21 protein-coding genes are annotated in these 24,399 nt (G+C 58.3%); 16 read left to right on the top strand and 5 right to left on the bottom strand.

What is annotated here, in order from left to right:
• The first annotated feature begins 152 nt into the window (after nt 1-152).
• A complete protein-coding gene (gene mltF, locus ACZ5Q2_RS11410) occupies nt 153-1,685 on the top strand; it encodes a membrane-bound lytic murein transglycosylase MltF (protein ID WP_152438441.1) in 1,533 nt (510 codons plus the stop codon).
• A 22-nt stretch (nt 1,686-1,707) separates the two neighbouring features.
• Here mltF and ACZ5Q2_RS11405 read toward each other — a convergent pair whose 3' ends face one another.
• A complete protein-coding gene (locus tag ACZ5Q2_RS11405; protein ID WP_152438442.1) occupies nt 1,708-2,202 on the bottom strand; it encodes a regulatory protein RecX in 495 nt (164 codons plus the stop codon).
• A 146-nt stretch (nt 2,203-2,348) separates the two neighbouring features.
• Between ACZ5Q2_RS11405 and ACZ5Q2_RS11400 the strand changes: the two genes are divergently transcribed.
• Nucleotides 2,349-4,511 (top strand): DUF349 domain-containing protein, encoded by a 2,163-nt coding sequence (locus ACZ5Q2_RS11400; RefSeq protein ID WP_432210107.1) that lies wholly within the window; start codon nt 2,349-2,351, stop codon nt 4,509-4,511.
• A gap of 119 nt (nt 4,512-4,630) precedes the next feature.
• Here the strand turns inward: ACZ5Q2_RS11400 and ACZ5Q2_RS11395 are convergent, their stop codons facing one another.
• On the bottom strand, nt 4,631-5,956 hold the full coding sequence (locus ACZ5Q2_RS11395) for an IS1182 family transposase (RefSeq protein WP_230716015.1): 1,326 nt from the start codon (nt 5,954-5,956) through the stop codon (nt 4,631-4,633).
• Between the two features lie 75 nt (nt 5,957-6,031).
• On the opposite strand from ACZ5Q2_RS11395, the gene ACZ5Q2_RS11390 reads away from it, so the two are divergent.
• Entirely contained in the window at nt 6,032-6,403 is a 372-nt protein-coding gene (locus tag ACZ5Q2_RS11390; RefSeq protein WP_432210108.1) for a hypothetical protein, read from the top strand.
• A 2-nt stretch (nt 6,404-6,405) separates the two neighbouring features.
• Here ACZ5Q2_RS11390 and ACZ5Q2_RS11385 read toward each other — a convergent pair whose 3' ends face one another.
• Nucleotides 6,406-6,669 (bottom strand): late competence development ComFB family protein, encoded by a 264-nt coding sequence (locus tag ACZ5Q2_RS11385; protein ID WP_058090209.1) that lies wholly within the window; start codon nt 6,667-6,669, stop codon nt 6,406-6,408.
• Nucleotides 6,670-6,859: 190 nt separating this feature from the next.
• On the opposite strand from ACZ5Q2_RS11385, the gene ACZ5Q2_RS11380 reads away from it, so the two are divergent.
• From ACZ5Q2_RS11380 to ACZ5Q2_RS11365, 4 genes are all read left to right on the top strand, one after another.
• Nucleotides 6,860-8,068 (top strand): acetyl-CoA C-acetyltransferase, encoded by a 1,209-nt coding sequence (locus ACZ5Q2_RS11380; protein WP_072676992.1) that lies wholly within the window; start codon nt 6,860-6,862, stop codon nt 8,066-8,068.
• Nucleotides 8,069-8,097: 29 nt separating this feature from the next.
• Nucleotides 8,098-10,248, top strand: a complete 2,151-nt coding sequence (locus tag ACZ5Q2_RS11375) for a 3-hydroxyacyl-CoA dehydrogenase NAD-binding domain-containing protein (protein WP_432210109.1) — start codon at nt 8,098-8,100, stop codon at nt 10,246-10,248.
• Between the two features lie 266 nt (nt 10,249-10,514).
• A complete protein-coding gene (locus ACZ5Q2_RS11370) occupies nt 10,515-12,689 on the top strand; it encodes a carboxy terminal-processing peptidase (RefSeq protein WP_152438445.1) in 2,175 nt (724 codons plus the stop codon).
• Nucleotides 12,690-12,694: 5 nt separating this feature from the next.
• The gene (locus ACZ5Q2_RS11365) at nt 12,695-13,453 is read left to right on the top strand and encodes a helix-turn-helix domain-containing protein (RefSeq protein ID WP_072676989.1); all 759 of its coding nucleotides are present in this window, start codon (nt 12,695-12,697) and stop codon (nt 13,451-13,453) included.
• On the opposite strand, the gene mtnA is transcribed toward ACZ5Q2_RS11365, so the two are convergent.
• Nucleotides 13,442-14,497: an S-methyl-5-thioribose-1-phosphate isomerase gene (mtnA, locus tag ACZ5Q2_RS11360; protein ID WP_432210110.1), complete on the bottom strand. Its 1,056-nt coding sequence runs from the start codon at nt 14,495-14,497 to the stop codon at nt 13,442-13,444. The two genes, ACZ5Q2_RS11365 and mtnA, sit on opposite strands and share 12 nt — an antisense overlap.
• Before the next feature lie 194 nt (nt 14,498-14,691).
• On the opposite strand from mtnA, the gene ACZ5Q2_RS11355 reads away from it, so the two are divergent.
• From ACZ5Q2_RS11355 to rdgC, 8 genes are all read left to right on the top strand, one after another.
• Complete coding sequence (locus ACZ5Q2_RS11355; protein ID WP_432210111.1) at nt 14,692-16,020, top strand: TRZ/ATZ family hydrolase; 1,329 nt, start codon at nt 14,692-14,694, stop codon at nt 16,018-16,020.
• Between the two features lie 23 nt (nt 16,021-16,043).
• Nucleotides 16,044-16,760 carry a bifunctional 2-polyprenyl-6-hydroxyphenol methylase/3-demethylubiquinol 3-O-methyltransferase UbiG gene (ubiG, locus tag ACZ5Q2_RS11350; RefSeq protein ID WP_058090216.1) on the top strand — a complete coding sequence of 239 codons (717 nt, stop codon included), beginning with the start codon at nt 16,044-16,046 and terminating at the stop codon, nt 16,758-16,760.
• On the top strand, nt 16,750-17,415 hold the full coding sequence (locus ACZ5Q2_RS11345) for an HAD family hydrolase (RefSeq protein WP_152438450.1): 666 nt from the start codon (nt 16,750-16,752) through the stop codon (nt 17,413-17,415). Before ubiG ends, ACZ5Q2_RS11345 begins: the two co-directional genes overlap by 11 nt.
• Nucleotides 17,416-17,480: 65 nt before the next feature.
• A complete protein-coding gene (locus ACZ5Q2_RS11340) occupies nt 17,481-18,233 on the top strand; it encodes a YciK family oxidoreductase (RefSeq protein ID WP_152438451.1) in 753 nt (250 codons plus the stop codon).
• The gene (locus tag ACZ5Q2_RS11335; RefSeq protein ID WP_058090219.1) at nt 18,233-18,466 is read left to right on the top strand and encodes a glutaredoxin family protein; all 234 of its coding nucleotides are present in this window, start codon (nt 18,233-18,235) and stop codon (nt 18,464-18,466) included. The genes ACZ5Q2_RS11340 and ACZ5Q2_RS11335 overlap by 1 nt, the downstream gene beginning before the upstream one ends.
• A 12-nt stretch (nt 18,467-18,478) precedes the next feature.
• Nucleotides 18,479-19,249 carry a peroxide stress protein YaaA gene (gene yaaA / locus ACZ5Q2_RS11330; RefSeq protein ID WP_152438452.1) on the top strand — a complete coding sequence of 257 codons (771 nt, stop codon included), beginning with the start codon at nt 18,479-18,481 and terminating at the stop codon, nt 19,247-19,249.
• Nucleotides 19,250-19,275: 26 nt separating this feature from the next.
• A complete protein-coding gene (locus ACZ5Q2_RS11325; protein WP_058090221.1) occupies nt 19,276-19,476 on the top strand; it encodes a DUF2788 domain-containing protein in 201 nt (66 codons plus the stop codon).
• A gap of 99 nt (nt 19,477-19,575) precedes the next feature.
• Complete coding sequence (rdgC, locus tag ACZ5Q2_RS11320) at nt 19,576-20,502, top strand: recombination-associated protein RdgC (RefSeq protein WP_061333128.1); 927 nt, start codon at nt 19,576-19,578, stop codon at nt 20,500-20,502.
• Nucleotides 20,503-20,517: 15 nt separating this feature from the next.
• Here rdgC and ACZ5Q2_RS11315 read toward each other — a convergent pair whose 3' ends face one another.
• A complete protein-coding gene (locus ACZ5Q2_RS11315) occupies nt 20,518-23,265 on the bottom strand; it encodes a bifunctional acetate--CoA ligase family protein/GNAT family N-acetyltransferase (protein ID WP_061333127.1) in 2,748 nt (915 codons plus the stop codon).
• 207 nt (nt 23,266-23,472) lie between these two features.
• Between ACZ5Q2_RS11315 and ACZ5Q2_RS11310 the strand changes: the two genes are divergently transcribed.
• Nucleotides 23,473-24,399 carry a histone deacetylase family protein gene (locus ACZ5Q2_RS11310; protein ID WP_061333126.1) on the top strand — a complete coding sequence of 309 codons (927 nt, stop codon included), beginning with the start codon at nt 23,473-23,475 and terminating at the stop codon, nt 24,397-24,399.

The raw sequence follows: 24,399 nt of genomic DNA, 5'->3' as shown, positions 1-24,399 counted from the left end.
GTACAATTAACATTGTTTTGCACAGTAATTAATCAGTTTGATTGACCCCGCTGAAGTCTCAGGGGATCATTGGTCAGGCGCATGGAAAGCCTCAGGCATCATAAAACAGGAAAAACAGTGACCCGGTCACATCCTCCTGAACATTGAGCTATATGGAGATCAGGGATTTGTCGCGATTTTTCAGGCATCTTCGCAGTACCAGTTTTCCGCTGGCGTTAGTGTTGACCACAGCATTGTCCGCGACCGGCTGTTCCCGCCCGACCACGCTCCAGGAGGTCAGGGACGTGGGTGTGCTTCACGTGATTACCCGCGTAGCCCCTTCCATCTACTACGAGGGCCGAGACGCACCAACCGGATACGATTACGAGCTTGCCCGCCGGTTCGCTGAAGAACTGGGGGTCGAACTGCGTGTGCGGGTGGCCGAAGACAACACCGAGATTCTCTCCGTACTCTCGCGTAACTACGCCCACATCGGCCTCGCCGGCCTGGCCGAGCAACCCGATTTTGAAAGCAGGTATCGCGCAGTTCCCATCGGCGTGCAGGCGCAATCGGTTGTGGTTTATAACCGTGACTTCCCCCGTCCAGCCTCACTGGCTGACCTTGGCGGTGAAACCCTGCACCTGCTCGCTGACAGCAACCATGAGCACCTGATTGCCGATGACCCGGAAGGTGCCCTGATTCACCGGCACATCCATCCTGGGCTGGATGCTGCGGGGCTGCTGGCGAGGGTTGAATCCGGAGAAATTGCCTACGCTGCCGTTTCATCGAATGAGCTGGACCTGAACCATGTCTACTTTCCCATGGTCAAGGAAGGGTTTGCTCTAGGTGAGCCCAGAGACCTGGTGTGGCTGTTCCCGATTGCCCAGGATGAGACACTGGCAAACGCTGCCACAGAGTTTCTGGAGAGAGCGCAGGGTAATGGCTCGATGGCCCAACTGGCAGAACGCTTTTACGGCCACCTCGACCGTTTGAACTATGTAGGCGCGCGCACATTTATGCACCACGTGGAAAATCGCCTGCCGAAGTACCAGTCGCTGTTCCAGGACTACGCAAGAGACATTGACCTCGACTGGCGACTGCTGGCTGCGATCGGTTACCAGGAATCCCACTGGCGCCCGAATGCAGTGTCACCCACCGGGGTTCGGGGCTTGATGATGCTCACCCGCACCACCGCCAGCTACATCGGCATCAACAACCGCCTTGATCCTGAAGAGAGCATTGAAGGTGGCGCCCGCTATTTCAAGATGGTGCACGCCAAGATCCCCGAGCGTATTCCGGAGCCTGACCGCACCTGGTTCGCCCTGGCGTCTTACAATGTCGGGTTCGGCCACCTGGAAGATGCGAGAAGGTTGACGGAATCCGCCGGAAGAAATCCAGATCGCTGGATGGATGTTAAAGAATTTCTGCCGCTGCTGGCCCAGAAAGAGTGGTACACCAAAACCCGCTTTGGCTATGCCCGCGGCCACGAACCGGTGGTGTACGTTCAGAACATTCGCCGGTATTACGATGTACTCACCCGCATTACGGAACCCGACCAACCCAAACCTGACGCTGATCAGGAAGTGGTGTGGCTTGATCGGCAGCCTGGAGAAACAGCCGCACAGGCAGAATCACCTGAGACGCCGGGGCCGGATTTGCGGGCAGCCTTGCCGCCGGAACTGGGGATGATTCCGCCCACTCTGTAAGTGGGCAAATGCTCCCCCAGACTCACCACGAGAACTCATCGCCCCATTCTTCCTCACGCGCTTGCAGCGCCCGCTCTACCTGATTAGCAGAGAAGCCTCTGCGACTCAGGAATCGTGACTGCCGTAGCTTCTCCGGCAAATCATCGTCCAGCCGCCCCAGGCCGTAACGTTTGGCACGCAAGCGGACAGCTCGCTGGCACCAGTCTTCCTCTGAGACTTCATCGAGACATTCCGGAGTGAGATGAACGCCCCGCTGTTGCAGCTCTGCCAGAATCCTCAAGGGCCCATAGCCAAGGTCCATTCTCTGCCGGGCATACACATCGGCAAAGCGCTGATCGTTCAGCCAGCCTTCGCGCTCATACTCATCCAGGACAGTATCAATCAGATCGCCTTCAATACGCCGTTGCCGCAGCTTTAATACCAGCTCGTAACGACTGTGCTCTCTGCGGGCAAGCAGGCGCAGTGCCGCAGAGCGGGCTCTGTATTCCGGGTCCTGATCTTTTTCGTGTTTTGCCATAAAGCCCCTTCCCGCAAATGCATCCAAAACGCTAGACTAGCGGCCGATTCTTTCAACTACCCGGCCCACGCCTGTGAGCCGATGAACGGTGGCGGCCCACTTTGCCGCCACTGCTGACTGGTTTCAATCCCGAAGGATACCTTTGTATGGCTGCATTCATTCAGAAACTGTTCAAGTCTCGCAAGGCCAACCCGGCAACCGCACCCCGGACACCGGCAAAATCTGAACCCAGTCAACCCTCACAGGAAGAAACCAGGCAGCTCCTAAAAAAACAGCAGGAACAACAACTCGGAAGCAACCCGGACCAGGCCCAACTGGCCACATTGGCGATTGACGGGTTGACCGCAACCATCCGGCTTGAAGCTGCCGCCGCTCTTACAGATGAGATCCAGCTACAGCAAGTCCAGAAACGGGCCAAGGGCCGGGACAAAAGTGTTTACCAGACCGTCAAGCAGAGCCTTCAAAGCCTGAAGGAACAGCAAGCTGCCGAAACCGCCGTTCGCCAGAGAATCAAAACCCTGATCGGCCAGGCTGAAGATCAGGCCGCCAGTGAAGACCTCAAACTCTATCAGGCGCGGCTGGAAGCACTGCAGGATAACTGGAGTGAGGTCCAGTCAAGCGCCACAGCAGAGCAATCCCAGCAGTTTCTGGAAGCCGTGCACCAGTGCCGGGAGCGCCTGAAACAGATGGAACAGGCGCGGCAGGAAGAGGCACGCCACCGGGAACAGGCACTTCAACGCTCAGAGACACTGGCCCTGCTTGAGCAGACCCTGAGCGACCTGACTTCCCAGGAATCCAGCGCCCTACCCTCCCTATCCGCCCTGGATGCCCTGCAAAAGACCCAGGAAAACCGATGGCTGGAAGCCACCCGGGATACCCAGGTAGAGAAGCAGGAGCAAAAAGATTACGAATCGCGAATGCTGGCGCTGCGCAACTATCTCAGCGCCGTTCGCAGGTTTACCCAGGCCAGGGACACTCTCTCTGAACTAACACAGGTAGCAGGTACTGAAGAGGCTGACGATGGCCATCGTCAGAAAGCCCTTGAGCTGCTGAAGGAAATTGAGTGGCCATCAGACTTCCCCCAGCCAGCTGAGCTTGCGCCGGTTCGCAAACTGGCGGGCAAACCACGGCCAGCACAGCCGGCCGGCGGCAACCGGGACGAGCAGAAAGCCGCTTCCGAGGCACTGCACAACACCCTTCCGAAGCTGGAATCGGCCCTCGAGGCCAAGCAGTTCAAAGAATCCAAGCAGCTGCTCAAGCTCGCCCAGAACCAGTTCCAACAATTGGACGGTCGCCAGCGCAAACAGCTTCAGGCCAGGATGCAACTGCTCACCGGCCAGTTCCGGGAGCTGAGCGACTGGCAAGGGTTTGCGACGGAACCCAAACAACTCGCTCTCTGTGAACAGATGGAGCACCTCGCGGATCAGCCCATTGAGCCGGAGATCAAAGCCGAGCGCATCAAAGAACTGCAGAACGAATGGCGCGACTTGGGCGGCTCATCCGACCGGTCGCTCTGGAGCCGTTTCAAGGCGGCGTCCGATACAGCTTACGAGCCCTGCAAAGCCTACTTTGAGGCAAAATCGGATCTGAAACAGGCCAACCTGCACACGCGGGAGGCGATCTGTGACCAACTGGAGCACTTCCTGGCCAATGCCGACTGGTCTTCTATTGACTGGAAGGCGGCAGAACGCATTCACCAAACCGCCCGCCAGGAATGGAAAAGCGCCTGGCCGGTGGATTTCAAAGACAATCGCCTGGTTCAGAAGCGTTTTGACGAGCTTCTCAAACAATTGGAACGCCCGCTTGACGATGAACGCCTTAAGAACGAAGCTCTGAAACAGGCCATTGTTGACCGCGCCAGGGCACTGATTGAGCACGAACCCCTACAGGAAGCCATGGAGCAGGCGAAGGCCCTGCAAACCGAATGGAAAGCCATCGGCATTACCCGCCACCGGGAAGATCGCAAAATGTGGCAGGCATTCCGCAAAGCCTGTGACCAGATTTTCGCGCGCCGTGATGCCCAGCGTTCAGCACGTCAGCAGGCGACAGAAGAGGCGGACCAGGCCGCACAGGCCGTGCTGGCTCAATACCAACACCTGGACGCAGAAGCCAATGAAGCCATGCTGAGTGAAGCCCGGGCTGCGGTAAAGCAGGTTGCCGGCGGCGCGCTTTCGGGTGAGGTTAGAGAACGGGTTCAGCAGCTGCGGCAACGGCTGGATAGGATTACCCAGGCTAGGAGTCTGCGCGGCAGAAGTGTTTTGAGCAAGTGCCTCCGCCGCGCCGAATCACGGTTGTGCCCGAGAGTATAGGCGCAGTATCCAACCGGATAGAGTCACGATTTTCTGTCTAGGCAATCAAGACGGTTATAGGCAAGTTCACAACCGTAGCCCGACCACTCAGCACGGCCCAGCACGCCGCCTCAGATCGCCTATGTCAGCCTCATCAGCGAACTCATCCGCCTGAGGTTAAGCGACAGGCAGACCAGATCCCATTCGCCTTGCACGGCATTAAGCCCCCTCAGGCTGAACTGCCGGAAGCCCAGAATATGCTTGATCCAGCCATTAACCGCCTCAACCAGATACTTGCGCCGGGCGTAAACCGATCGCCCCGTCGCGGTGGCCAGCTTCTCGGCCATCCGTGACGTGGCGGGATAACCGCTCGCGTCTATCTCTGCGCTCTTTTTCCCTTCCCGACGCAGCGAGACATAACCGTCGATCCTTTTGTCCTCCAGGGACTGTAAGTCGTCTTCTTTACGGTAACCGGCATCGGCCAGGCATTGTTGCGGATAGGTTTTCAGGATGTCTTTCACGTCATCCAGTAGCGGTATCAGGCGACCCTGATCACTGGCATTGCTGCCCAGATGATTAGCGACAATCAGTTGGAATTCACCATCCACGGCCAACTGGCCGTTGTAGCATTGCTGGAACCCATCCGCCGTTTTCATAATCCGGCTTTGCGGGTCGGTAAAGTTGCTTTGATCTTTGTCGTCCGGCACCCCGTAATCTCGCTTGAAGTTCCGGCCACCGCGGGGTGGGCGGCGATCATCGTCCGGGTGCCGGCCTTTGGCTGTATCCCGCGCTTTCTGATCCGCTTCCAATTTCTCCTTGGCAGCGCGGATCTTGTCCAGTCGCGCCTGTCGGTACTGCAACTCCTCAGGTAGCTCATCACCCCGCTGATCCGGGCCGAACTGCCGATCTTCCGACTCATCCGTTCGACGGGCCTGACGACATAGCCCATCGATCTCTTTCGATAAACGATCTTCTTCCTCGCCCATGCGGCCATAGCTCATGGCCTTGTGCTTACTGGCATTAGCCCGAATCTTTGTGCCATCAATCGCCAGTGTTCCCAGCGTGATCAGCTCCGCCTCCCGGGCAATCCGTACGACTTGAATGAAGATGGCCTTGAAGGCGACCAGATGGTGTTTGCGGAAATCACAGATCGTGCGGTGCTTGGGAAAATTACCCGCAGCCAGAACCCGAAAGGCGACGTCTTCCTCCAACTTCCGGGCAATCTTGCGTGAGGAGAATACGCCGGTGGCGTAGGCGTAAATAAGAACCTTCAGCATCATCCGCGGATCGAACGGCGAGTTACGCCGACCGTTGCCTTCGTAGCGGGCGTAAAACGCACTCAAATCCAGCTCCTCGACAACATCACTGACAAAATAGGCCAGGTGGCCATCAGGCAGCCACTCGTTCAGGCTTGGGGGAAGGAGCAATTCCTGGTCGGGCGAGTACGGGCGGAAAGTGGTTCCCATCAGACGTCCTGTTGCCGAAAAATTTTCGGTTTATTATGCCAGAAACGAGCTTCTGCCGCGCAGACTCCTAGAGCAATGGCCAATACTCTCGAGTCCTGGAAAACGCTGATCACCGACAAGGCCCAGGGGCGCCTGGCCGACGATGCCCTGCCGCCCCATTGGGCCAAATTGAGCAACGGGACCGACCGATTAGCTGGCAAAGATCTGGCCATACGGGCCGAAATTCTGGCGGGCGCACCGACTCCGGAACACGACCAGCAGCGCCGGATGGAAATTCAGGTTCAGAGGCTGGCCGAGGGGCTCGGTAATGGCGAGACCGAAACGCCCCTCAAAGAACTGGAAAGACTGGTGGCCCTATGGTGCAGCCAGCCTGGCGGCGATGATGTAACGCCGGAAAATGCCGACCGCCTGAACCGGGCGTTGGATGCCATGCTTGCGTCGGACTGAACTCAATCCCGCTGGTGCTCACTGACAAAATCCCTGGCCTGCTTCACCGCGGCCAGGGATTTTTGTTTCATCTCTTTCAACTCTTCATCCGCCAGATAAAACATCATATCAATCGTGTGCCGATAGTAGCGGGCGGGCAACCGGTTCAAAGCCACACACATCACGTCTGTCAGGTAATCCGCCGTGTCCGTTTCCTGCCGAGTGGCATCAATGGCATCCAGCACCAGCCGTTCGTAGAAGTTGTCGATCGCGTCTCTCAGTGACATAACCACACCTATGCCTGCTTGCTGATGATCTACTCTTCAACATAGAAGGCGAACCGCCTGCTGTCATTGTGACTGAGCAATTTAGCCAATGGGATTGGCAGCGCCTGTCATTACCCAGCGCAGCGAGTAACCGCTATGGTTACTGCTCTGAATCTAACGTGCCCGGAAAACAATCAACAGAGGAACAACCATGACAACCGAGGCGTACATCTTCGATGCCGTCCGCACGCCACGCGGCCGCGGAAAGAAAGACGGATCTTTGCACAGCGTCAAACCCATCTCCCTGCTGACCACCGTGCTCAAGGCCCTGCAGGAGCGTAACCAGCTCGATACCGCCCAGGTAGACGACATCGTGATGGGTTGTGTCACCGCCGTGGGCGATCAGGGCGCGGATATCGCCAAAACTGCCGCACTCGCAGCCGACTGGGACGAAAAAGTGGCCGGCGTCACCCTGAACCGCTTTTGTGCCTCCGGCCTGGAAGCCGTGAATCTGGCCGCCATGAAAGTGCGTTCCGGCTGGGAAGACATGGTAGTTGCCGGTGGTGTAGAGGCGATGTCTCGCGTTCCGATGGGCTCCGATGGCGGCGCCTGGGCAACCGACCCGGAAACCAACCTGCACACCGGTTTCATGCCCCAGGGCATCGGTGCCGATCTGATCGCCACTCTGGAAGGCTTCAGTCGCGAAGATGTCGATGGCTTTGCCGTAAAATCCCAGCAAAAAGCGGCCAGCGCCTGGGAAAAGGGCTACTTTGCGAAATCCATTGTGCCAGTCACCGACCAGAACGGCGTGGTGATCCTGGACCGGGACGAGCATGTACGCGGTAACACCACCGTGGAATCCCTGGCCGGCCTCAAGCCTTCGTTTCAGATGATGGGCGAAATGGGCTTTGATGGCGTGGCCCGTGAGAAGTATCACTACGTGGAGAAGATCAATCACGTGCACCACGCCGGCAATTCCTCCGGCATTGTCGACGGCGCCACCGCCATGCTGATCGGCAGCGAAGCCAAAGGCAAAGAACTGGGCCTGAAGCCCCGCGCACGCATTGTCGCCACAGCGGTTACCAGCACCGACCCCACCATCATGCTCACCGGCCCTGCCCCCGCCGCCCGAAAGGCGCTGGAGAAAGCCGGTATGACGGTGGACCAGATCGACCTGTTTGAAGTGAACGAAGCCTTCGCCTCGGTGGTGATGCGGTTCCAGAAAGAGTTGTCCGTTCCGGACGAGAAAGTGAATGTAAACGGCGGCGCCATCGCCATGGGCCACCCGCTGGGCGCTACCGGCGCCATCATCCTCGGCACCCTGCTGGATGAACTGGAACGCCGTGAACTGCGCTACGGCCTGGCCACCCTGTGTGTGGGCGGCGGCATGGGCATTGCCACCATTATCGAGCGCGTCTGAACGCCACTTTCAAATAAAAGGAACCGACCATGAGTGCCATCCAATACGAACTGGGTTCAGACCAGATTCTGACCCTGACCATCGACATGCCGGGCCAGTCCGCCAACACCATGAATGGTGAATTTCGGACCGCCCTGACCGAAACCGTCAATAAGGTCAAAGGTGACCTGGACAACATTAAAGGTATCATTCTCGCCTCCGCCAAGAAGACCTTCTTCGCCGGCGGCGACCTGAACGAACTGTACAAAGTCACTCGCGAGCAGGCCAAAGAATTTGAAGACATGGTCAACGGCCTGAAAGCCGACATGCGAGTGCTGGAAACCTGTGGCAAACCAGTGGTGGCTGCCATCAACGGCACCGCTTTGGGTGGTGGCCTGGAACTTGCCCTGGCCTGCCATCACCGCGTTGCCATTGATGACGACCGCACCCAACTGGGCTTGCCAGAGGTGACCTTGGGCCTGCTACCCGGCGGTGGCGGTACCCAGCGTCTGCCCCGGATGATCGGCCTGGAAGCCGCCTTCCCGTTCCTGATGGAAGGAAAGAAGGTGAACCCCAAAGCAGCCCTGAAAGCCGGAATCGTGAATGAACTGGCCAGCTCATCGGGAGACATGATCGCCAAGGCCCGGGCCTTCATCGAAGCCAACCCCAAGAGCCAGCAGCCCTGGGACCAGAAAGGCTTCCGATTCCCCGGCGGCGCCCCGCATCACCCTGCCATGGCGCAGAAGCTGGCCATCGCACCCGCGATGCTCAAGCAGAAAACCAAAGGCTGTTACCCTGCCCCTGAACGTATTCTGGCCGCCGCCGTGGAAGGCGCCCAGGTGGACTTCGACAACGGCAGCCTGATTGAAACCCGTTACTTTGCCGAGCTGGCCACCGGTCAGGTGGCCAAGAACATGACCGGCACCTTCTGGTTCCAGCTTAACGCCATCAAGGCTGGCGGCAGCCGCCCAGCCGGTGTTGAAAAAGAAACTTTCAAGAAAGTCGGGGTATTGGGTGCCGGCATGATGGGTGCCGGCATTGCCTACTCCACCGCCAGCCGCGGCATTGAGGTGGTGCTGAAGGATGTTTCCGTGGAAAACGCGGAAAAGGGCAAAAGCTATTCCGCAAACCTGCTGGCCAAGAAAGTCAGTCGCGGCCGCATGACCGAAGCCCAGAAAGACGAGCTGCTGGCCCGCATTAAAGCCACGGCTTCCGCCGACGACCTGGAAGGTTGCGATCTGATCATCGAAGCCGTGTTCGAAGACAGCGATCTCAAAGCCAAGGTAACCCAGGAAGCCGAGCCGAAAATGGTGGCCAACGGCATCTTTGCCTCCAACACCTCCACCATTCCCATTACCCAGTTGGCCAAGGCTTCTGCCAAGCCGGACAACTTCATCGGTCTGCACTTTTTCTCCCCGGTAGACAAGATGCAGCTGGTGGAAATCATCGTTGGGGAGCAAACCTCCGACGACACCCTGGCCCGGGCCTTCGATTACGTGCAGCAAATCGGCAAGATCCCCATTGTGGTGAACGACAGCCGCGGCTTCTTTACCTCCCGGGTCTTCGGTACGTTCGTGAACGAGGGCATCAGTATGCTGGCTGAAGGCATTCATCCCTCAAGTATCGAGAATGCAGGGCTTTTGGCCGGTATGCCCGTGGGGCCGCTGGCCATCTCCGACGAAGTCAGTATGACGCTGATGCAGCACATCCGCGCGCAAAGCAAGAAAGACACCGAAGCCGCCGGCGGCACCTGGCAGCCACACCCGGCCGAAGCTGTCATCGATGCCATGGTCGACACTCACGGCCGCAAGGGCAAAGCCGCCGGTGCCGGTTTCTACGAGTACCCGGAGAAAGGTAAAAAGTACCTGTGGCCAGAACTGGAAAACCTGTTCGTAGACCAGGCCAAGGCTCGCAGCGTCCAGCTGCAGGACCTGAAAGACCGCATTCTGTTCATGCAGGCGATCGAGACCATTCGCTGTCTCGAGGAAGGCGTGCTGAGAACCGTGGAAGATGCCAACATTGGCAGCATCTTCGGCATCGGCTACGCCCCCTGGACCGGCGGTGCCATCCAGTTCGTCAACCAGTATGGGGTTCGTGCTTTCGCTGAACGGGCACAGCAGCTGGCGGATCAGTATGGTGAGCGCTTCACGCCACCGGCACTGCTTTTGCAAAAGGCAGAAAACAACGAGTCCTTCGCCTGACCCAACCGGCCGGAGGGATTCCTCCTCCGGCCGTTTTACACCCCCATCCTCTTTACTTCCTGCAACCTGCCCCAATCTGAAAAGATAGGCAGCAACGTATATGGACATATTGTCACGAAGCGATACCCATGGCCTATGGCAACAGGTGTAGCGGTTGCCTACAATAAATTCATTACGGGTCAGAGTCGTCGTCACAGTCATCGGCGTCTGAACATGTTAGGCTGAAATCCGATTGTTCAGCCGTCCAGTATCGTCAGGTAGCATTTATGGCCATTGCGGAAAAACTCATGCAGCGTCACACCAAGCCATCCAGAACCAGCAGGGTGGGCGCTTGCACAGCACTGACACTCTCTTTGCTGATGTCTGGCATGTCCGTCGCGCAGGCAAAAATTGACGACACGGCAGTTTACCAGCCCGTAGCCCCGACCATTGACCAGGCCCGGGCCAACATCCTGATTGCCCGCCAACTGCAATTCACACATTTCCGTAATCTTGGCATCAGTGATGAGCTTTCTGGCGATGTGTTCGATGCGTACCTGAAATACCTGGATGGCCAGCGCATCTATCTGTCCCAAAAAGATATCGAACTGCTCGCCAGGGCCAAATCCCGGCTTGGCTCCGCCCTGAAAACAGGCCAGCTTCAGCCAGGGTTCGAGATCTACAACCTGGTTCAACAGCGCATCATCGAGCGGCTTCAGTTTGCCCTGAATGTTATTGATAACGGCCTGGATGAGCTCGATTTCAACACCGATGAACGCATTCGGGTGGATCGCTCCAAGGCCGACTGGGAACCAGACCAGGAAGCCCTCGATGCCCTCTGGATCAAACGAATCAAAAATGCCGTGCTGGCCCAGCGCCTGAACGGTACGGAAGACGACACCATCAAAGACAACCTGCGCCGCCGCTATGAAGGTCAGCTGAAACGCGCCTACCAGGCCCGCAGCGAGGATGCGTTTCAGGCGTATATGAATGCCTTTGCCGGCATGTGGGACCCACACACGTCCTATTTCTCACCGCGCACGTCTGAAAACTTCAACATCAACATGAGCCTGTCACTTGAGGGCATTGGTGCGGTCCTGCAATCCGACAACGAATACACCAAAGTGGTTCGCCTGGTGCCTGGCGGCCCCGCCGCCAAGCAGGGCCAACTGCAAACGGCAGACCGTATCATCTCCGTGGCTCAGGAGGGCGAAAAGCCGGTTAACGTCATTGGCTGGCGTCTGGACGAGGTGGTCGACCTGATACGTGGCCCCCGTAACTCCACCGTTACGCTGGAAGTGATTCCTGCCAACGCCGCCGACGAGAGCGTCACCCGCACCATTGCCATCAACCGGGACGAAGTCAAACTGGAAGAACAAAGCGCCAGCAAGGACATCATCGAATTGGATCGTTCCGGTGAAACCTACCGGGTTGGCGTGATCACCATTCCGACCTTCTATGCGGATTTCCAGGCCATGCAGGCCGGCGACCCCAACTACAAGAGCACCACGCGGGACGTACGCAGACTGCTGGACGACCTCAAGGAACAGGGCGTGGATGGCGTGGTCATGGACCTGCGCAACAATGGCGGCGGCGCCCTGCATGAAGCCAATGACCTGGTAGGCCTGTTTATCGACAAGGGCCCGACCGTACAGATTCGCAACGCGAACAACGACGTGCAGATTCTCAACGACGAAGACCCCTCGGTTGCCTACGACGGCCCGCTGGTGGTCCTGGTGAACCGCATGAGCGCCTCGGCCTCCGAGATCTTTGCCGGCGCCATTCAGGATTACGGCCGCGGCCTGGTGGTCGGCTCTCAGACGTTCGGCAAGGGCACGGTGCAGGCCGTGCGGCCACTGAACCATGGTCAGCTGAAGATCACCCAGTCCAAGTTCTATCGGGTGTCTGGTGGTTCTACCCAACACAAGGGGGTCATTCCGGATATCGAGATTCCGTCACGGGTCGACACGTCGCGAATTGGCGAAGACGCGCTGGATCATGCCCTGCCCTGGGACCAGATCGAAGCCGTGCCCCACACCCGTTACTTTGATTTCAGCGGTGTGATTGACGAGCTGCGCAAGCGCCATGAAGCCCGGTTCTCTGCCAGCCCGGAATTCAGCCTGCTGGAGCAGGAAATTGAATTCCTGACCAAGCAACGTGAAATGACCTACGTCAGCCTGAATATGGATGAACGCAAGGCGCACCACGAACAGATCGAGCGGACTCGGCTGACCATTGCCAACGCACGTCGGGAACTGCGCGGAGAAGAGCCCTTCAAGACCCTGGATGAGCTGGAACAATGGCAGGACGAACAGGCCGCTGATCTCGACAGCACCGACGAAGAGCTGGACTTTGTGATCCGGGAAGGCGGCCATATCATGGCCGACCTGCTTGAGCTTGATCAGCGTACCGCGTCTATCCTGAAGCCAACGCAATTTGCCGCCAAGGCTGAAGCCAGATAATCGCCATGACTGACCCGGCAGCGAAGGATCAACCGGAAAGCAGCCAACGGGCCCGCGTCCTGCAGGATATGCTGCTGGACGCGCTCCATGCCATGCGCTCCATGGAACAGGTGGAGAGCATTGAACCGTCCGGCGGCCGGAATAAAACCTCCGATGGCATCCTCGACCGCATTGTAGGCTTTACCGGTTCGGCACTCCGGCTGGGTGCCCGGGCCACCGATACCTCGTTGCGGGTTGGCCGGGCACTGGTCAATTCCCAGGACCAGCTGCGAACCATGCTCGCTGCCGGCCAGTCCCTGAAAGACATCCGGGAAGTTGCCGGCCTCACCCTGTCTGAGATGAGCGAAGCGCTGAACCTCAAGGATAAGTCCCTGCTTGAGGCCATCGAGAACGGCACCTCTACCCTGTCTTTCGAACTGATCCTGCGGCTGGCGGCGCTGATCGCCAGGAACGACCCTATTCCGTTCATCATGCGCACCACCCGGAACTATAATCCGGAGGTGTGGCAGATTCTGAACGACTGGGGCATCGGCCGCATTCCCCTGCAGTTCGAGCGGGAGCGGGAATTTATCAATATCTTCCGGCGCCATGATGACGCCCGCAATCTCTCGGACGAAGGGTTCCGCAAGGTATTGGAGTTCACCCGCCATAGCTTCGAGATGTCGATGCACTTTATCGAACAGCAGGAAGCCGAGATGGAGGAACTGAAGGCAAGCCTGCAGCCCTCCGGGCCTACCGAGAAAAAAGCGCCCTCAGGCAAATAATGCACGCATACCGGTGATGTTCGGATTCCTGACCGCACCTTTTTCCGTAACAATCGCATCAATCAGGCTGGCTGGCGTCACATCAAACACCGGGTTGAACACCTCAACGCCAGCCGGTGCCAGCGGAATTCCCCGGATTTCCCGAACCTCGGTGCCATCACGCTCTTCAATGGGAATATCCTGGCCAGACGCCAACGCCATATCCACCGTGCTGGAGGGTGCCACCACCATGAAACCGACCTTGTGATGACGGGCCAGAACCGCCAGATTGTAAGTACCAATCTTGTTCGCCACATCGCCATTGGCGGTAATTCGATCGGCACCGACCACCACCCACTTCACCCTTCCCGACGCCATGATGGCCGCCGCAGCGCCATCGGCGTTCAGGGTGACCGGAATGTTGTCGCGGGTGAGCTCCCACGCCGTCAGCCGGCTGCCCTGCAACCAGGGCCGGGTTTCGTCCGCGTACACACGGCTCAGCAGCTTTTCCTCGTGCAACCGGCGTATCACACCGAGCGCCGTGCCATAGCCGCCGGTTGCCAGGGCACCGGTATTGCAGTGCGTCAGCACCGACATGGCCTTTTCAGGCGCCATGACTTCCAGCGCATGGTCCGCCATAGCAAGGTTCGCCGCCAGATCTTCCTCATGAATGTGCACTGCCTCAGCGGCCAGCTGACGGGTGGCTTCAGCCAGGGATTCACAACGCTCAAACACGCCTTTCATGCGTTCCAGGGCCCAGAACAGGTTAACCGCCGTTGGCCTGGATTGCGCCAGCTCGTCAATGGCCTTGTGCATCTCTGCCCGCCAATCGCCTGCGCCCGCGTGCCTGGCGGCCAGGGCAACACCATAGGCGGCACTGATGCCGATCGCAGGGGCTCCACGCACCACCATATCGGTAATGCACTGGGCGACACCGGAAGCGCCTTCAGCTTTAATCCAATGCTCTTCTGCAGGCAGCAGGCGTTGGTCCAGCAACTCGAGGCTATCGCCCTGCCAGCGCAGAGCCACGGTGCCCATCGATCGATTGGCAGTGTGTTTTGCCATAGTCAACTCCATTCCGGTAACTGAAAACCGCCAGTATAACGCCAAGGCGCCCGTTTGCCTGCCCGGTTTGAGCATCAATGCCCTTCCGGCAAGGCATGACCTTGCCGCCGGGGTAGTTCTGCCATCGGCAGCTGGTTATACTTTGCAGCTGAATGTCAGGGCTTGGCCAAGCCCCACAACACAAAGGCAGGTTAATGACGGCAGACACCATCACTGCAGCCGATAGTCGAATCAACGCCCGCTGGCTGATTCCCGTAGAACCCTTCGGCGTTGTGCTGGAGCACCAGGCGGTGATCCTGCAGGGCAGCCGCATTGCAGACGTGCTGCCACAATCAGAGGCAGACCAGAAATACCGCACCCGCGAAACGGTTAACCTTGACCGTAACGTGGTCATGCCGGGGCTAATCAACCTGCACGGCCACACCGCCATGTCGCTGTTCCGGGGCCTGGCCGATGACCTGCCGCTGATGACCTGGCTGAACGACCACATCTGGCCCGCCGAAGGCAGGTTCGTCAGCGAGCCGTTTGTGCTGGACGGCACGCGGCTGGCGATGGCGGAAATGCTGCGTACCGGTACCACCACCTTCTCCGACATGTACTTCTTTCCGGAAGTCACGGCCCAGGCGGCCCACGACGCCGGAATGCGCGCCCAGGTCTGTTTTCCGCTGATGGATATGCCCACGGTCTGGGGTTCCGGGCCGGACGAGTACCTGCGCAAAGGGGCGGCCCTGATCGAACAATGGCAGGGTGACGAATACATCATGCCGGCGATTGGCCCACATGCCCCCTACACGGTCTCTGACCAGCCGCTGAAAGACGCCGTCGCCCTGGCCGGAAAAACCGGAGCGGCCATCCAGCTGCACCTGCACGAGACCGCCTTCGAAGTAGATGAAGCCATGAAAGCCACGGGCTCACGCCCCGTTACCCGGATGGCAGAGCTAGGGGTTCTTGGCAGGAATACCCAGTGCGTGCACATGACCCAGATTGACGATTCGGACCTGGAACAGCTGGTGCGCTCAGGCGCCCACATCGTGCACTGCCCGGAATCCAACCTGAAACTGGCCAGCGGCCTGTGCCCGGTGCAGAAACTGATGGACCACGGTATCAATGTCACCATCGGCACGGATGGCGCCGCCAGCAACAACGATCTGGACCTGTTCGGTGAACTGAAAACCGCAGCCATGGTCGCCAAGGTCGTGGCCGGGGATGCCTCGGCATTGTCCGCCCACCGGGCGCTGGAAATGGCCACCCTGAGCGGTGCCCGCGCGCTCGGCAGGGAACAGGAGTTGGGTTCCCTGGTAGCAGGCAAGCTGGCCGATCTGATTGCCGTGGACCTGAGCGATCCTTTCCTGCAGCCGGTCTACGACCCGGCATCCCACCTGGTTTACAGCAACCATGGCCGGGCAGTAAGCCACAGCTGGATTCACGGCGTACCTCAATTACAGGACGGTCGCCTGACCCGTATCGACGTACCTGACCTGATGCTTCGGGTCAGTGAATGGCGGCAACAGATTCTCAGTTAACCTTTTCACCCAGGTGTAGCACCATGAGCAACCAGAACGTAGACCAGAACGAGATTGCCAAGTTTGAGGCCCTGGCCAGCCGTTGGTGGGACCCCACCAGCGAGTTTAAACCGCTGCACGACATCAATCCCCTGCGGTTGAATTACATTGACGAGCGGGTAGCCCTGGCCGGCAAAAAGGTGCTGGACGTCGGTTGCGGCGGCGGCCTGTTGTCGGAAGGCATGGCCCTGCGCGGTGCCCATGTAACCGGTATCGATATGGGTGAAGCGCCCTTATCAGTGGCCAAACTGCACGGTTTGGAATCGGGTGTGAATGTTGATTACCGGCAAACCACCGTCGAAGAGCTGGCGCGTGATCCGGAACATGCCGGCCAGTATGACGCGGTCACCTGCCTGGAAATGCTGGAGCATGTGCCGGACCCCGCTTCGGTTATCCGTGCCTGCGCCGCCATGTTGCGCCCGGGCGGCCACATGTTTGTCTCCACGATTAACCGGAACCCGAAGTCTTTCCTGTTTGCCATCGTGGGTGCGGAATACGTGCTCAACATGCTGCCCAAGGGCACCCATGAGTGGAAAAAGTTTATCCGGCCTTCCGAGATGTCCGACTACCTGCGCCATGCTGGCCTGGAAGTTCAGGAACTCACCGGCATGACCTACAACCCGCTAACCAAGGTGTACAAACTGGGCCGGGATGTCGACGTCAATTACCTGATGCACGCGCGGGATATTCGTGAAGACTGACGTTCTCCCTTCAGCCGTACTGTTCGATCTGGACGGCACGCTGATTGATACCGCCCCGGATTTCATCCGCTGCCTGAATATGCTGCGACAACAGCACGAGCTGGCGCCCTTGCCGGCGGAGCATATCCGGCGTTCGGTATCTAACGGCGCCCGGGCGATGATCCGGGTCGGCTTTGGCCTGGAGCCGGAACACCCGGATTACCTGGAAAAGCACACGGCGTTTCTGGACTTGTATGAAGCAGGTGTCGCCATCGAAACCACGCTGTTCGAAGGCATGGACGAGTTGCTGCTTGATCTGGAAGGCCGGTCTATTCCCTGGGGCATTGTTACCAACAAACCCGCCCGGTTTGCCATCCCCCTGATCGAAGCCCTCGGGCTTGCAGAACGATGCGCCACGCTGATTTGCCCGGACCATGTGGCCGAGCGCAAACCTCACCCGGAATCGCTGTTCCTGGCATGCCGTGAGATTGGCGCAGAGCCGAAACAGGCGATCTACGTGGGTGACCACGAACGAGACATTGAAGCAGGCCGGAACGCAGGTATGCGTACCATCGCCGTTCGCTACGGCTACATCGAGCAACCGGAGTCGGTTGACCTGTGGCAAGCTGATATCATCGTCGATACCGTCAGCGACCTGGCAAAGCTGTTACAATAGCCGCCGATTCATTTCCATCACCGGCCCCAAGCTGGCCAGTAACCGCCTGAACACGGAGACAGGTTATGCAAGATTACCAGGCACCCGCCGATCTTCTGAAAGACCGCATTGTCATGGTAACCGGAGCCGGTAGCGGCATCGGCCGCGCCGCTGCCAAAGCCTATGCTGCCCATGGCGCCACCGTCATCCTGGTTGGCCGCACCGTAGGCAAGCTGGAAGAGGTTTACGATGAAATTGAAGCCGCCGGGCACCCGCAACCGGCCATCGTGCCGATGAATTTCGAGGGTGCGGCGGTCAAGGAATACGAAGAACTGGCGATGACCCTGGAAGAGAACTTCGGCCGGCTTGACGGATTGCTGCATAACGCCGGCATTCTGGGCTCCCGCAGCCCGGTAGAGCTTTATGATCCGGAAACCTGGAACAAGGTGATGCAGGTAAACGCCACGGCCCCGTTTTTACTCAGCCGGGCAATGATTCCCCTGCTGCGCAAATCCGATGATGCCTCGATGATCTTTACCTCGTCGGGCGTTGGCCGCCAGGCCCGGGCCTACTGGGGTGCCTATGCGGTATCGAAATTTGCCGTCGAAGGCCTTAGCCAGCTGCTGGCGGATGAACTGGATGACAACCGCCACAACATCCGGGTAAACAGTCTGAACCCCGGTGCCACCCGTACCAATATGAGAGTGCTGGCTTATCCGGCAGAAAACCCGAACCAGAACCCGGCGCCGGAAGAACTGATGCCGGTGTACCTGTACCTGATGGGCAAAGACAGCCAGGATATCAACGGCCAGCAAATCGACGCGCAGCCGAAGAAATAATGGAACTCCTGTTTTACACCACCTCCCAGTGCCATTTGTGCGAGCTGGCGGAAGCGCTTTTGGTCAGCACGCCCATGCCGGAGCCGATCCCTGTGGATGTGGTAGACATAGCCCAGTCTGAAGAACTGGTTGAGCGCTACGGCACACGCATTCCGGTGCTACGCCGTAACGACACCGGCGCGGAGCTGGACTGGCCGTTCACCAGGGACCAGTTACTCACGTTTCTGCAATGAGGATCCGCTGACATGCTGATGATCATCTCCCCTGCCAAGACTCTGGACTACGACAGTCCGTTGGCGACGGAAACCTATACACAACCGGATTTTCTGGACGACGCCTGCGAGCTGATCGACCAGCTCAAAGCACTGGAGCCGCATCAGGTCAGCAACCTGATGAGCATCAGCGACAAACTCGGCCAGCTTAACGCCGAAAGGTTCCGCACCTGGCATACCCCCTTTACACCAGACAATGCCCGCCAGGCGATCCTGGCCTTCAAGGGCGACGTCTATACCGGGCTGGACGCCGAAAGTTTCTCTGAACAGGATTTCGCCTTCGCCCAGAAGCATCTGCGCATGCTGTCCGGCCTCTACGGTTTGCTCAAACCACTGGACCTGATGCAACCGTACCGCCTGGAGATGGGCACCAGGTTCGAGAACCAGCGAGGCAAAGACCTGTACGCCTTCTGGGGCAGCAAGATTACCGAGGCCCTGAACGAGCTGCTGGCGCAAGACGACCAGGTTCTGGTTAACCTTGCCTCCAACGAGTACTTCAAGAGTGTGCAAAAGAAGCAGCTTGACGGCCGCCTGATTACCCCCCAGTTCAAGGACTGGAAGAACGGTCAGTACAAGATGATCAGTTTCTACGCCAAGAAGGCCCGGGGCCTGATGTGCCGCTATGCGATTCAGAATCAGATCACCCAGGCCGACGACCTCAAGGGTTTTAACCTTGAAGGCTATTATTTCAGCGAAGACCAATCCGATAAAAACAACTGGGTTTTCCTGCGGGATGAACAGTAACCGTACCTGTTGATATCGGAGTAACCATGAACGAAGCAGTCTTCTCCCAGATCGCCATGCTGGTGTTTCTGACGGGCCTTATTGTCTGGATGGGTTTCATCGTTTGGGACCTGGCCAAAAAATCCCAGGCTGGGAAGTTCGGCACCATTGCCCTGTTTACCGTGCTGGGCGCCGGCGTTGTGGGGTTTATCGTGAAAACCGTGCTGGTAGAAATCATGCAGATCTGATCTGCCCGGATCGCCGTCACTTTACGGCCACCACCGTGTGGCCGTATCATCCCCTGCCCTTTTGCAACGCTCCGAACAAACAGCAAGGATTCAGCCCCAATGTGGTTTCGTAACGCCCGGATTTTCCGTTTCACCAAGCCTTTTGATATCACCGCCGAAGCCCTGGAAGAAAAGCTGCAGGCGGATGCCTTCAAGCCCTGCGGCCCCCAGGAAACCACCCGCCAGGGTTGGGTACCTCCCCTTGGAAAACACGGTGAGCAATTGGTGCACAGCGCCAACGGTTACCACCTGATCGCTCTGCGCAAGGAAGAGAAGATTCTGCCGGGCCCTGTGGTCAAGGAAGCCGTAGAAGAGCGAGCCGAGGCCATCGAGCTGGACCAGGGCCGAAAAGTGCGCAAGAAGGAAAAAGAGGAAATCAAAGAGCAGGTGATGCTGGAAATGCTGCCCCAGGCGTTTTCCCGTAACCGCCGCTGCTTTGCCTACCTGGCACCGCAGGACGGTGTACTGGTGGTCGATGCTGGCTCTGCCAAGCAGGCGGAAGATCTGGCATCCACCCTTCGAAAAAGCCTGGGTTCGCTGCCCGTTCGCCCACCGGCAGTAGAGCAGGCACCTGCCTTTACCTTCACCGGCTGGCTGACGGAAACCATCGATCACCCGGCCAATATCGTGCTGGGCGGCGAGTGCGAACTCAAGGATCCTTCAGAAGACGGCGGTGTGGTGCGGTGCAAGGGCCTGGACCTGAAAGCCGATGAAATTCGCAACCACCTCGAAACCGGCATGCAGGTGACCAAGCTGGCGCTGACCTGGGATGACAACGTCTCTTTCGTTCTGGATGAGGAACTGGGCATCCGCCGGCTGAAATTCGGTGAAACCCTGCAGGACCAGCTGGATGATGTGGACGTGGACGACGCCGTGGCCAAGTTCGACGCCGCCTTTACGCTGATGACCCTGGAACTCTCCCGAATGATTCCCGGGCTGCTGGAAGCGCTCGGCGGTGAAGACCGCTCCGCCATCGTCGAGGAATAAGGCCAAAGGGGGTACTTACAGGTGCCCCCCTTTCCCCAGCCGCTCTTTTTGCCAGTCTTTTACCGGCTCATTCAGCACCAGTCGTAGATCCATCACTTCTTCTTCCGGGTTGTACTTGATTTCAAAACCCAGATGCTCTGCCAACTTTAACATTGGGCGGTTATCCGCCAGCACGTTGCCGATCATTTCCATGGTGCCCCGGGCACGGCAGTAGTCGATCATCTTCTGCATCAGTGCCACGCCCAGCCCCTCACCTTTCATCCGGTCGTCCACCATCACAGCAAACTCACAGCGCAGGTTGTCTGCGTCTGTCCAGGTGCGAACAGTGCCCAGGGTTTCCTCTCCCTCACCGTCCAGCCGCGGTGCATTGGCGATAAACACCATTTCACGGTCGTAATCGATCTGCACCATCTGGGCAACGTCTTCCCGGGAGAAATGTTTTCGGTACTGGAAGAACCGGTAACGAATGGACTCTGGTGACTGATGTTCGTGGAATGAACGGTGGGCCGGCTCATCTTCCGCCAGCACCGGGCGGATAATGACTCGCCGACCGGATTTTGGCAGCACAATCCACTCTTCCAGCTCCCTCGGGTATGGCTGGATGATCGGTTTGCCCCGGCGGTCATCCAGATCAATGGCAATGTTTACCGCCACCGCCCCCTGCTCATTGAACAGCAGTGGCGCAATCTCCAGGCCCCGAATCTCCGGGATGTCGATGACAATCTGGGACAGGGTGACCAATGTCTCCGACACGGCACGAATGTCTTCCTCAGGCTTGAGGCTGTGCTCCTTCAACAGTTTGTACATGTAGGTGCGGCGCAGCAGCTCGCGGGCCAGCACCATGTTCAGCGGCGGCAAGGCAATTTGCCGGTCGGTCATGATGTTGATCTGAGCCCCCGCTGCACCGCACACCACCAGCGGGCCGAACAAGTTGTCCCGAGTGATCCCCACACTGAACTCAATGCCGCCCACATGCTGATACGAACGCTGCACGGCAAAACCGAGAAATCCGCTGCGGGGGAAGTGCTCCCTGTACTCATCCATCAGGAAGCGGCAGCTATCGATAATGGCTTGCTCACTGTTGAGCTTTTTGACCGTGCCTTTGTAACGGCGCTGGGTAGGGCTCAGGTCCAGAAACGGAAAGCAGCCCTGTTCATGCACCACCGTAATATCAATGGGCCGGCGCTCCACCGCAAACACCTCAAGTACTTCTTCGACATCGTCACAGTAAACGGTGTCGATGGTGTTGATGCCATAATCACAGATCACCCGCCGGGCTTCGCGGTTGGACAGATGCCTCCGGCCATCGCTCAGTGCCCGGGCCACGAGTTTCCGGGTATTGGCACGGTCGGCGAAATGGTCGGTGAAGGATTCCGGTGTTTCTGTCAGCAGCCTCTGCACCCGCTGGTGACGAACGTGCTGCATAAAGGCCATGACCGCCTTCTCCGGATTGAAGAACGACGGCAGGCCGGCACGATAAAACTCTTCACGGGAATCCATCACCGTGCTCTGCCCCAGCCAGCAGGTGAAAATGTTCAGCCGTGTGCCCTTGGAAGCCTGCACCACCGCATCGGCAATCTGCAGGCTGTCCTCGATCAGGGTTGGCGCATACATCACCAACACGTTGGCCACGTTCGGGTCTTTGGCGAGAATCTTGATCGCCTTGCCATAAAGTTCTGGCGTGGCGTCGTAGTTGAGGTCGATCGGGTTTTTCCGGGTCCAGTAGGCCGGCAACAGCTCCGCCAGGGCATCAACGGACTGCTCCGACAGTTCCGCCAGTTCGCCGCCCAGGTCGGCCAACCGGTCCACCGCCAGCACACCGGGGCCAACCCCGTTGGCCATGATCGCCAACGATTCGCGCCGCAGCGGGCGCATTCGGGTCAGGGTTTCCAGGGCATCAAACATCTGGCCCAGGCCGTCCACCCGTAACACACCGGCTCTCTGCAGCATGGCATCGTAAATCGGGTCACTGCGCTTGATGCCGGCCGGTAACTCATGGGCGAACCACTCCGACTCCGGCACCCGGCCGGATTTCACCGCAATAACCGGTTTGGTCCGGGAGGCTACCCGTACCGCCGACATAAAGCGGCGGGGATTGGGAATATTTTCGATGTGCAAAAGGATAGCGCGGGTCTGGGTGTCCTGGGCCAGGTAATCGATCAGGTCGTCGTGATCAATGTCCATGCCATCGCCCAGTGTCAGGAAGTAAGAAAACCCGACACCCCGGGCAAAAGCCCAGTCAATCACCGAACTGGCAATGGTGCCGGACTGCCCCACAAACGCCACCCGTCCGGGAATGGCGCCCATGTGTGCATAGGTGGCGTTAAGATGACGTGCCGGCACCATCAGGCCGATGGTATTGGGCCCCAATACCCGAATGCCGGTTTCCCGGGCCGCGTCCCGCACCGAATACATCAACGGCTGCCCGGTTTTACTGTGGGTACGTGACATACCGCCGGTCATCACAATGGCAGTACGCACACCACATTCGCCGAGCTTTCGAATCATTTTCGGCACAGTATCCGGTGGCGTACAGATAATGGCCAGATCCGGGCTAAAATCCAGTTTCGAGACCTTCTTGACGCAAGGAACCCCGTGCACGTTGTCGTAGTCGGTCTGGTTGACCACCACCAGGCGGCCTGGATAGCCACCACCCAGCAGGTTCCTGAGTACCATACCACCGAGGTTCTCGGCCCGTTCGGAAGCACCAATCACAGCAATGGATTCAGGATTGAACAGGCTTTCCAGATAGCGGGTACTCAAGGTGACTCTCCCTGACCATGGGCGACGAAGATATGGATAAGAATCTCAATAAAACAGGATACTTATCAATGTATAACTTATCTTAGATGGGTATTTCCTGATGTAAATCCGGTATCACAACCATTAGACCAAAGAAATACGACAAACTTCGGTTTTCCCTGATAACATGGCCTGAAAAATAAGCATATTCGGGTTCAGGCTAGACGTATGACCACGGCATTTTTCTCCCACGATGACTGCATGAAGCACAATATGGGCCCGGAGCACCCGGAATGCCCTGAGCGAATCTCCACCATCCTCGCGTATCTGGCAGACACTCACCTGGAACGGGATCTGGACTGGGTTCGACCGGAAGAAATTACCCGTGACCAGCTGTTAACGGTGCACCCCGAGACTTACCTTCAACAGCTGGATATGATGCAGCCTACCCGGGGCCGGGTGTTTACCGATCCGGACACCGCCATGATGCCGGATACCCTGCGCGCCGCCCGACTGGCCGCCGGCGGCAATATCCAGGCGGTCGATATGGTAATGAGTAGTCAGGTGACCAACGCGTTTGTCTGCGCCCGCCCACCCGGGCACCATGCCGAGCGCTCCAAATCCATGGGGTTCTGCTTCTATAACAACGTGGCACTGGCAGCCATGCGCGCCCTCACCTTCCATCACCTGGAACGGGTTGCGATCGTTGATTTCGATGTGCATCAGGGCAACGGCACCGTGGACATCGTTGGCGGAGACGAACGCATCCTGATGTGCTCCAGCTTCCAGCACCCTTTCTATCCGCACTCCCATGTGCATCGCCAGGCGGACAACATTATCAATGCGCCGATCGAGGCCAACTGCTCGGCTCTGGACTACCGTAAAACGGTGGAAGCAGCGTGGCTTAAGAAATTGCAGGATTTCCGCCCGCAGCTGGTACTGATTTCCGCCGGTTTTGATGGCCATAAACTCGACCCGATGGCAGAACTGAATCTGGAAGTCGATGACTATCGCTGGTTGACGGAAATGCTGATCAGCGTGGCCCATGACCACGCAAACGACCGGATTGTGTCAACTCTGGAGGGGGGATATCACCTGAAAGCGCTGGCCGAAAGCGTCACCGCCCACCTGGACCTGCTCAGCACGGTTTACTGA

The sequence above is a fragment of the Marinobacter alkaliphilus genome (assembly GCF_055394375.1).
The sequence above is the reverse complement of the archived record's forward strand: the minus strand, read 5'-3'. Positions and strand labels throughout refer to the sequence as shown.

What these genes read in the sequence shown, in the direction of transcription:
- mltF (WP_152438441.1), top strand. Translation starts at nt 153, where the DNA reads ATGGAGATCAGGGATTTGTCGCGATTTTTCAGGCATCTTCGCAGTACC.
- ACZ5Q2_RS11405 (WP_152438442.1), bottom strand. Translation starts at nt 2,202, where the DNA reads ATGGCAAAACACGAAAAAGATCAGGACCCGGAATACAGAGCCCGCTCT.
- ACZ5Q2_RS11400 (WP_432210107.1), top strand. Translation starts at nt 2,349, where the DNA reads ATGGCTGCATTCATTCAGAAACTGTTCAAGTCTCGCAAGGCCAACCCG.
- ACZ5Q2_RS11395 (WP_230716015.1), bottom strand. Translation starts at nt 5,956, where the DNA reads ATGGGAACCACTTTCCGCCCGTACTCGCCCGACCAGGAATTGCTCCTT.
- ACZ5Q2_RS11390 (WP_432210108.1), top strand. Translation starts at nt 6,032, where the DNA reads ATGGCCAATACTCTCGAGTCCTGGAAAACGCTGATCACCGACAAGGCC.
- ACZ5Q2_RS11385 (WP_058090209.1), bottom strand. Translation starts at nt 6,669, where the DNA reads ATGTCACTGAGAGACGCGATCGACAACTTCTACGAACGGCTGGTGCTG.
- ACZ5Q2_RS11380 (WP_072676992.1), top strand. Translation starts at nt 6,860, where the DNA reads ATGACAACCGAGGCGTACATCTTCGATGCCGTCCGCACGCCACGCGGC.
- ACZ5Q2_RS11375 (WP_432210109.1), top strand. Translation starts at nt 8,098, where the DNA reads ATGAGTGCCATCCAATACGAACTGGGTTCAGACCAGATTCTGACCCTG.
- ACZ5Q2_RS11370 (WP_152438445.1), top strand. Translation starts at nt 10,515, where the DNA reads ATGGCCATTGCGGAAAAACTCATGCAGCGTCACACCAAGCCATCCAGA.
- ACZ5Q2_RS11365 (WP_072676989.1), top strand. Translation starts at nt 12,695, where the DNA reads ATGACTGACCCGGCAGCGAAGGATCAACCGGAAAGCAGCCAACGGGCC.
- mtnA (WP_432210110.1), bottom strand. Translation starts at nt 14,497, where the DNA reads ATGGCAAAACACACTGCCAATCGATCGATGGGCACCGTGGCTCTGCGC.
- ACZ5Q2_RS11355 (WP_432210111.1), top strand. Translation starts at nt 14,692, where the DNA reads ATGACGGCAGACACCATCACTGCAGCCGATAGTCGAATCAACGCCCGC.
- ubiG (WP_058090216.1), top strand. Translation starts at nt 16,044, where the DNA reads ATGAGCAACCAGAACGTAGACCAGAACGAGATTGCCAAGTTTGAGGCC.
- ACZ5Q2_RS11340 (WP_152438451.1), top strand. Translation starts at nt 17,481, where the DNA reads ATGCAAGATTACCAGGCACCCGCCGATCTTCTGAAAGACCGCATTGTC.
- ACZ5Q2_RS11335 (WP_058090219.1), top strand. Translation starts at nt 18,233, where the DNA reads ATGGAACTCCTGTTTTACACCACCTCCCAGTGCCATTTGTGCGAGCTG.
- yaaA (WP_152438452.1), top strand. Translation starts at nt 18,479, where the DNA reads ATGCTGATGATCATCTCCCCTGCCAAGACTCTGGACTACGACAGTCCG.
- ACZ5Q2_RS11325 (WP_058090221.1), top strand. Translation starts at nt 19,276, where the DNA reads ATGAACGAAGCAGTCTTCTCCCAGATCGCCATGCTGGTGTTTCTGACG.
- rdgC (WP_061333128.1), top strand. Translation starts at nt 19,576, where the DNA reads ATGTGGTTTCGTAACGCCCGGATTTTCCGTTTCACCAAGCCTTTTGAT.
- ACZ5Q2_RS11310 (WP_061333126.1), top strand. Translation starts at nt 23,473, where the DNA reads ATGACCACGGCATTTTTCTCCCACGATGACTGCATGAAGCACAATATG.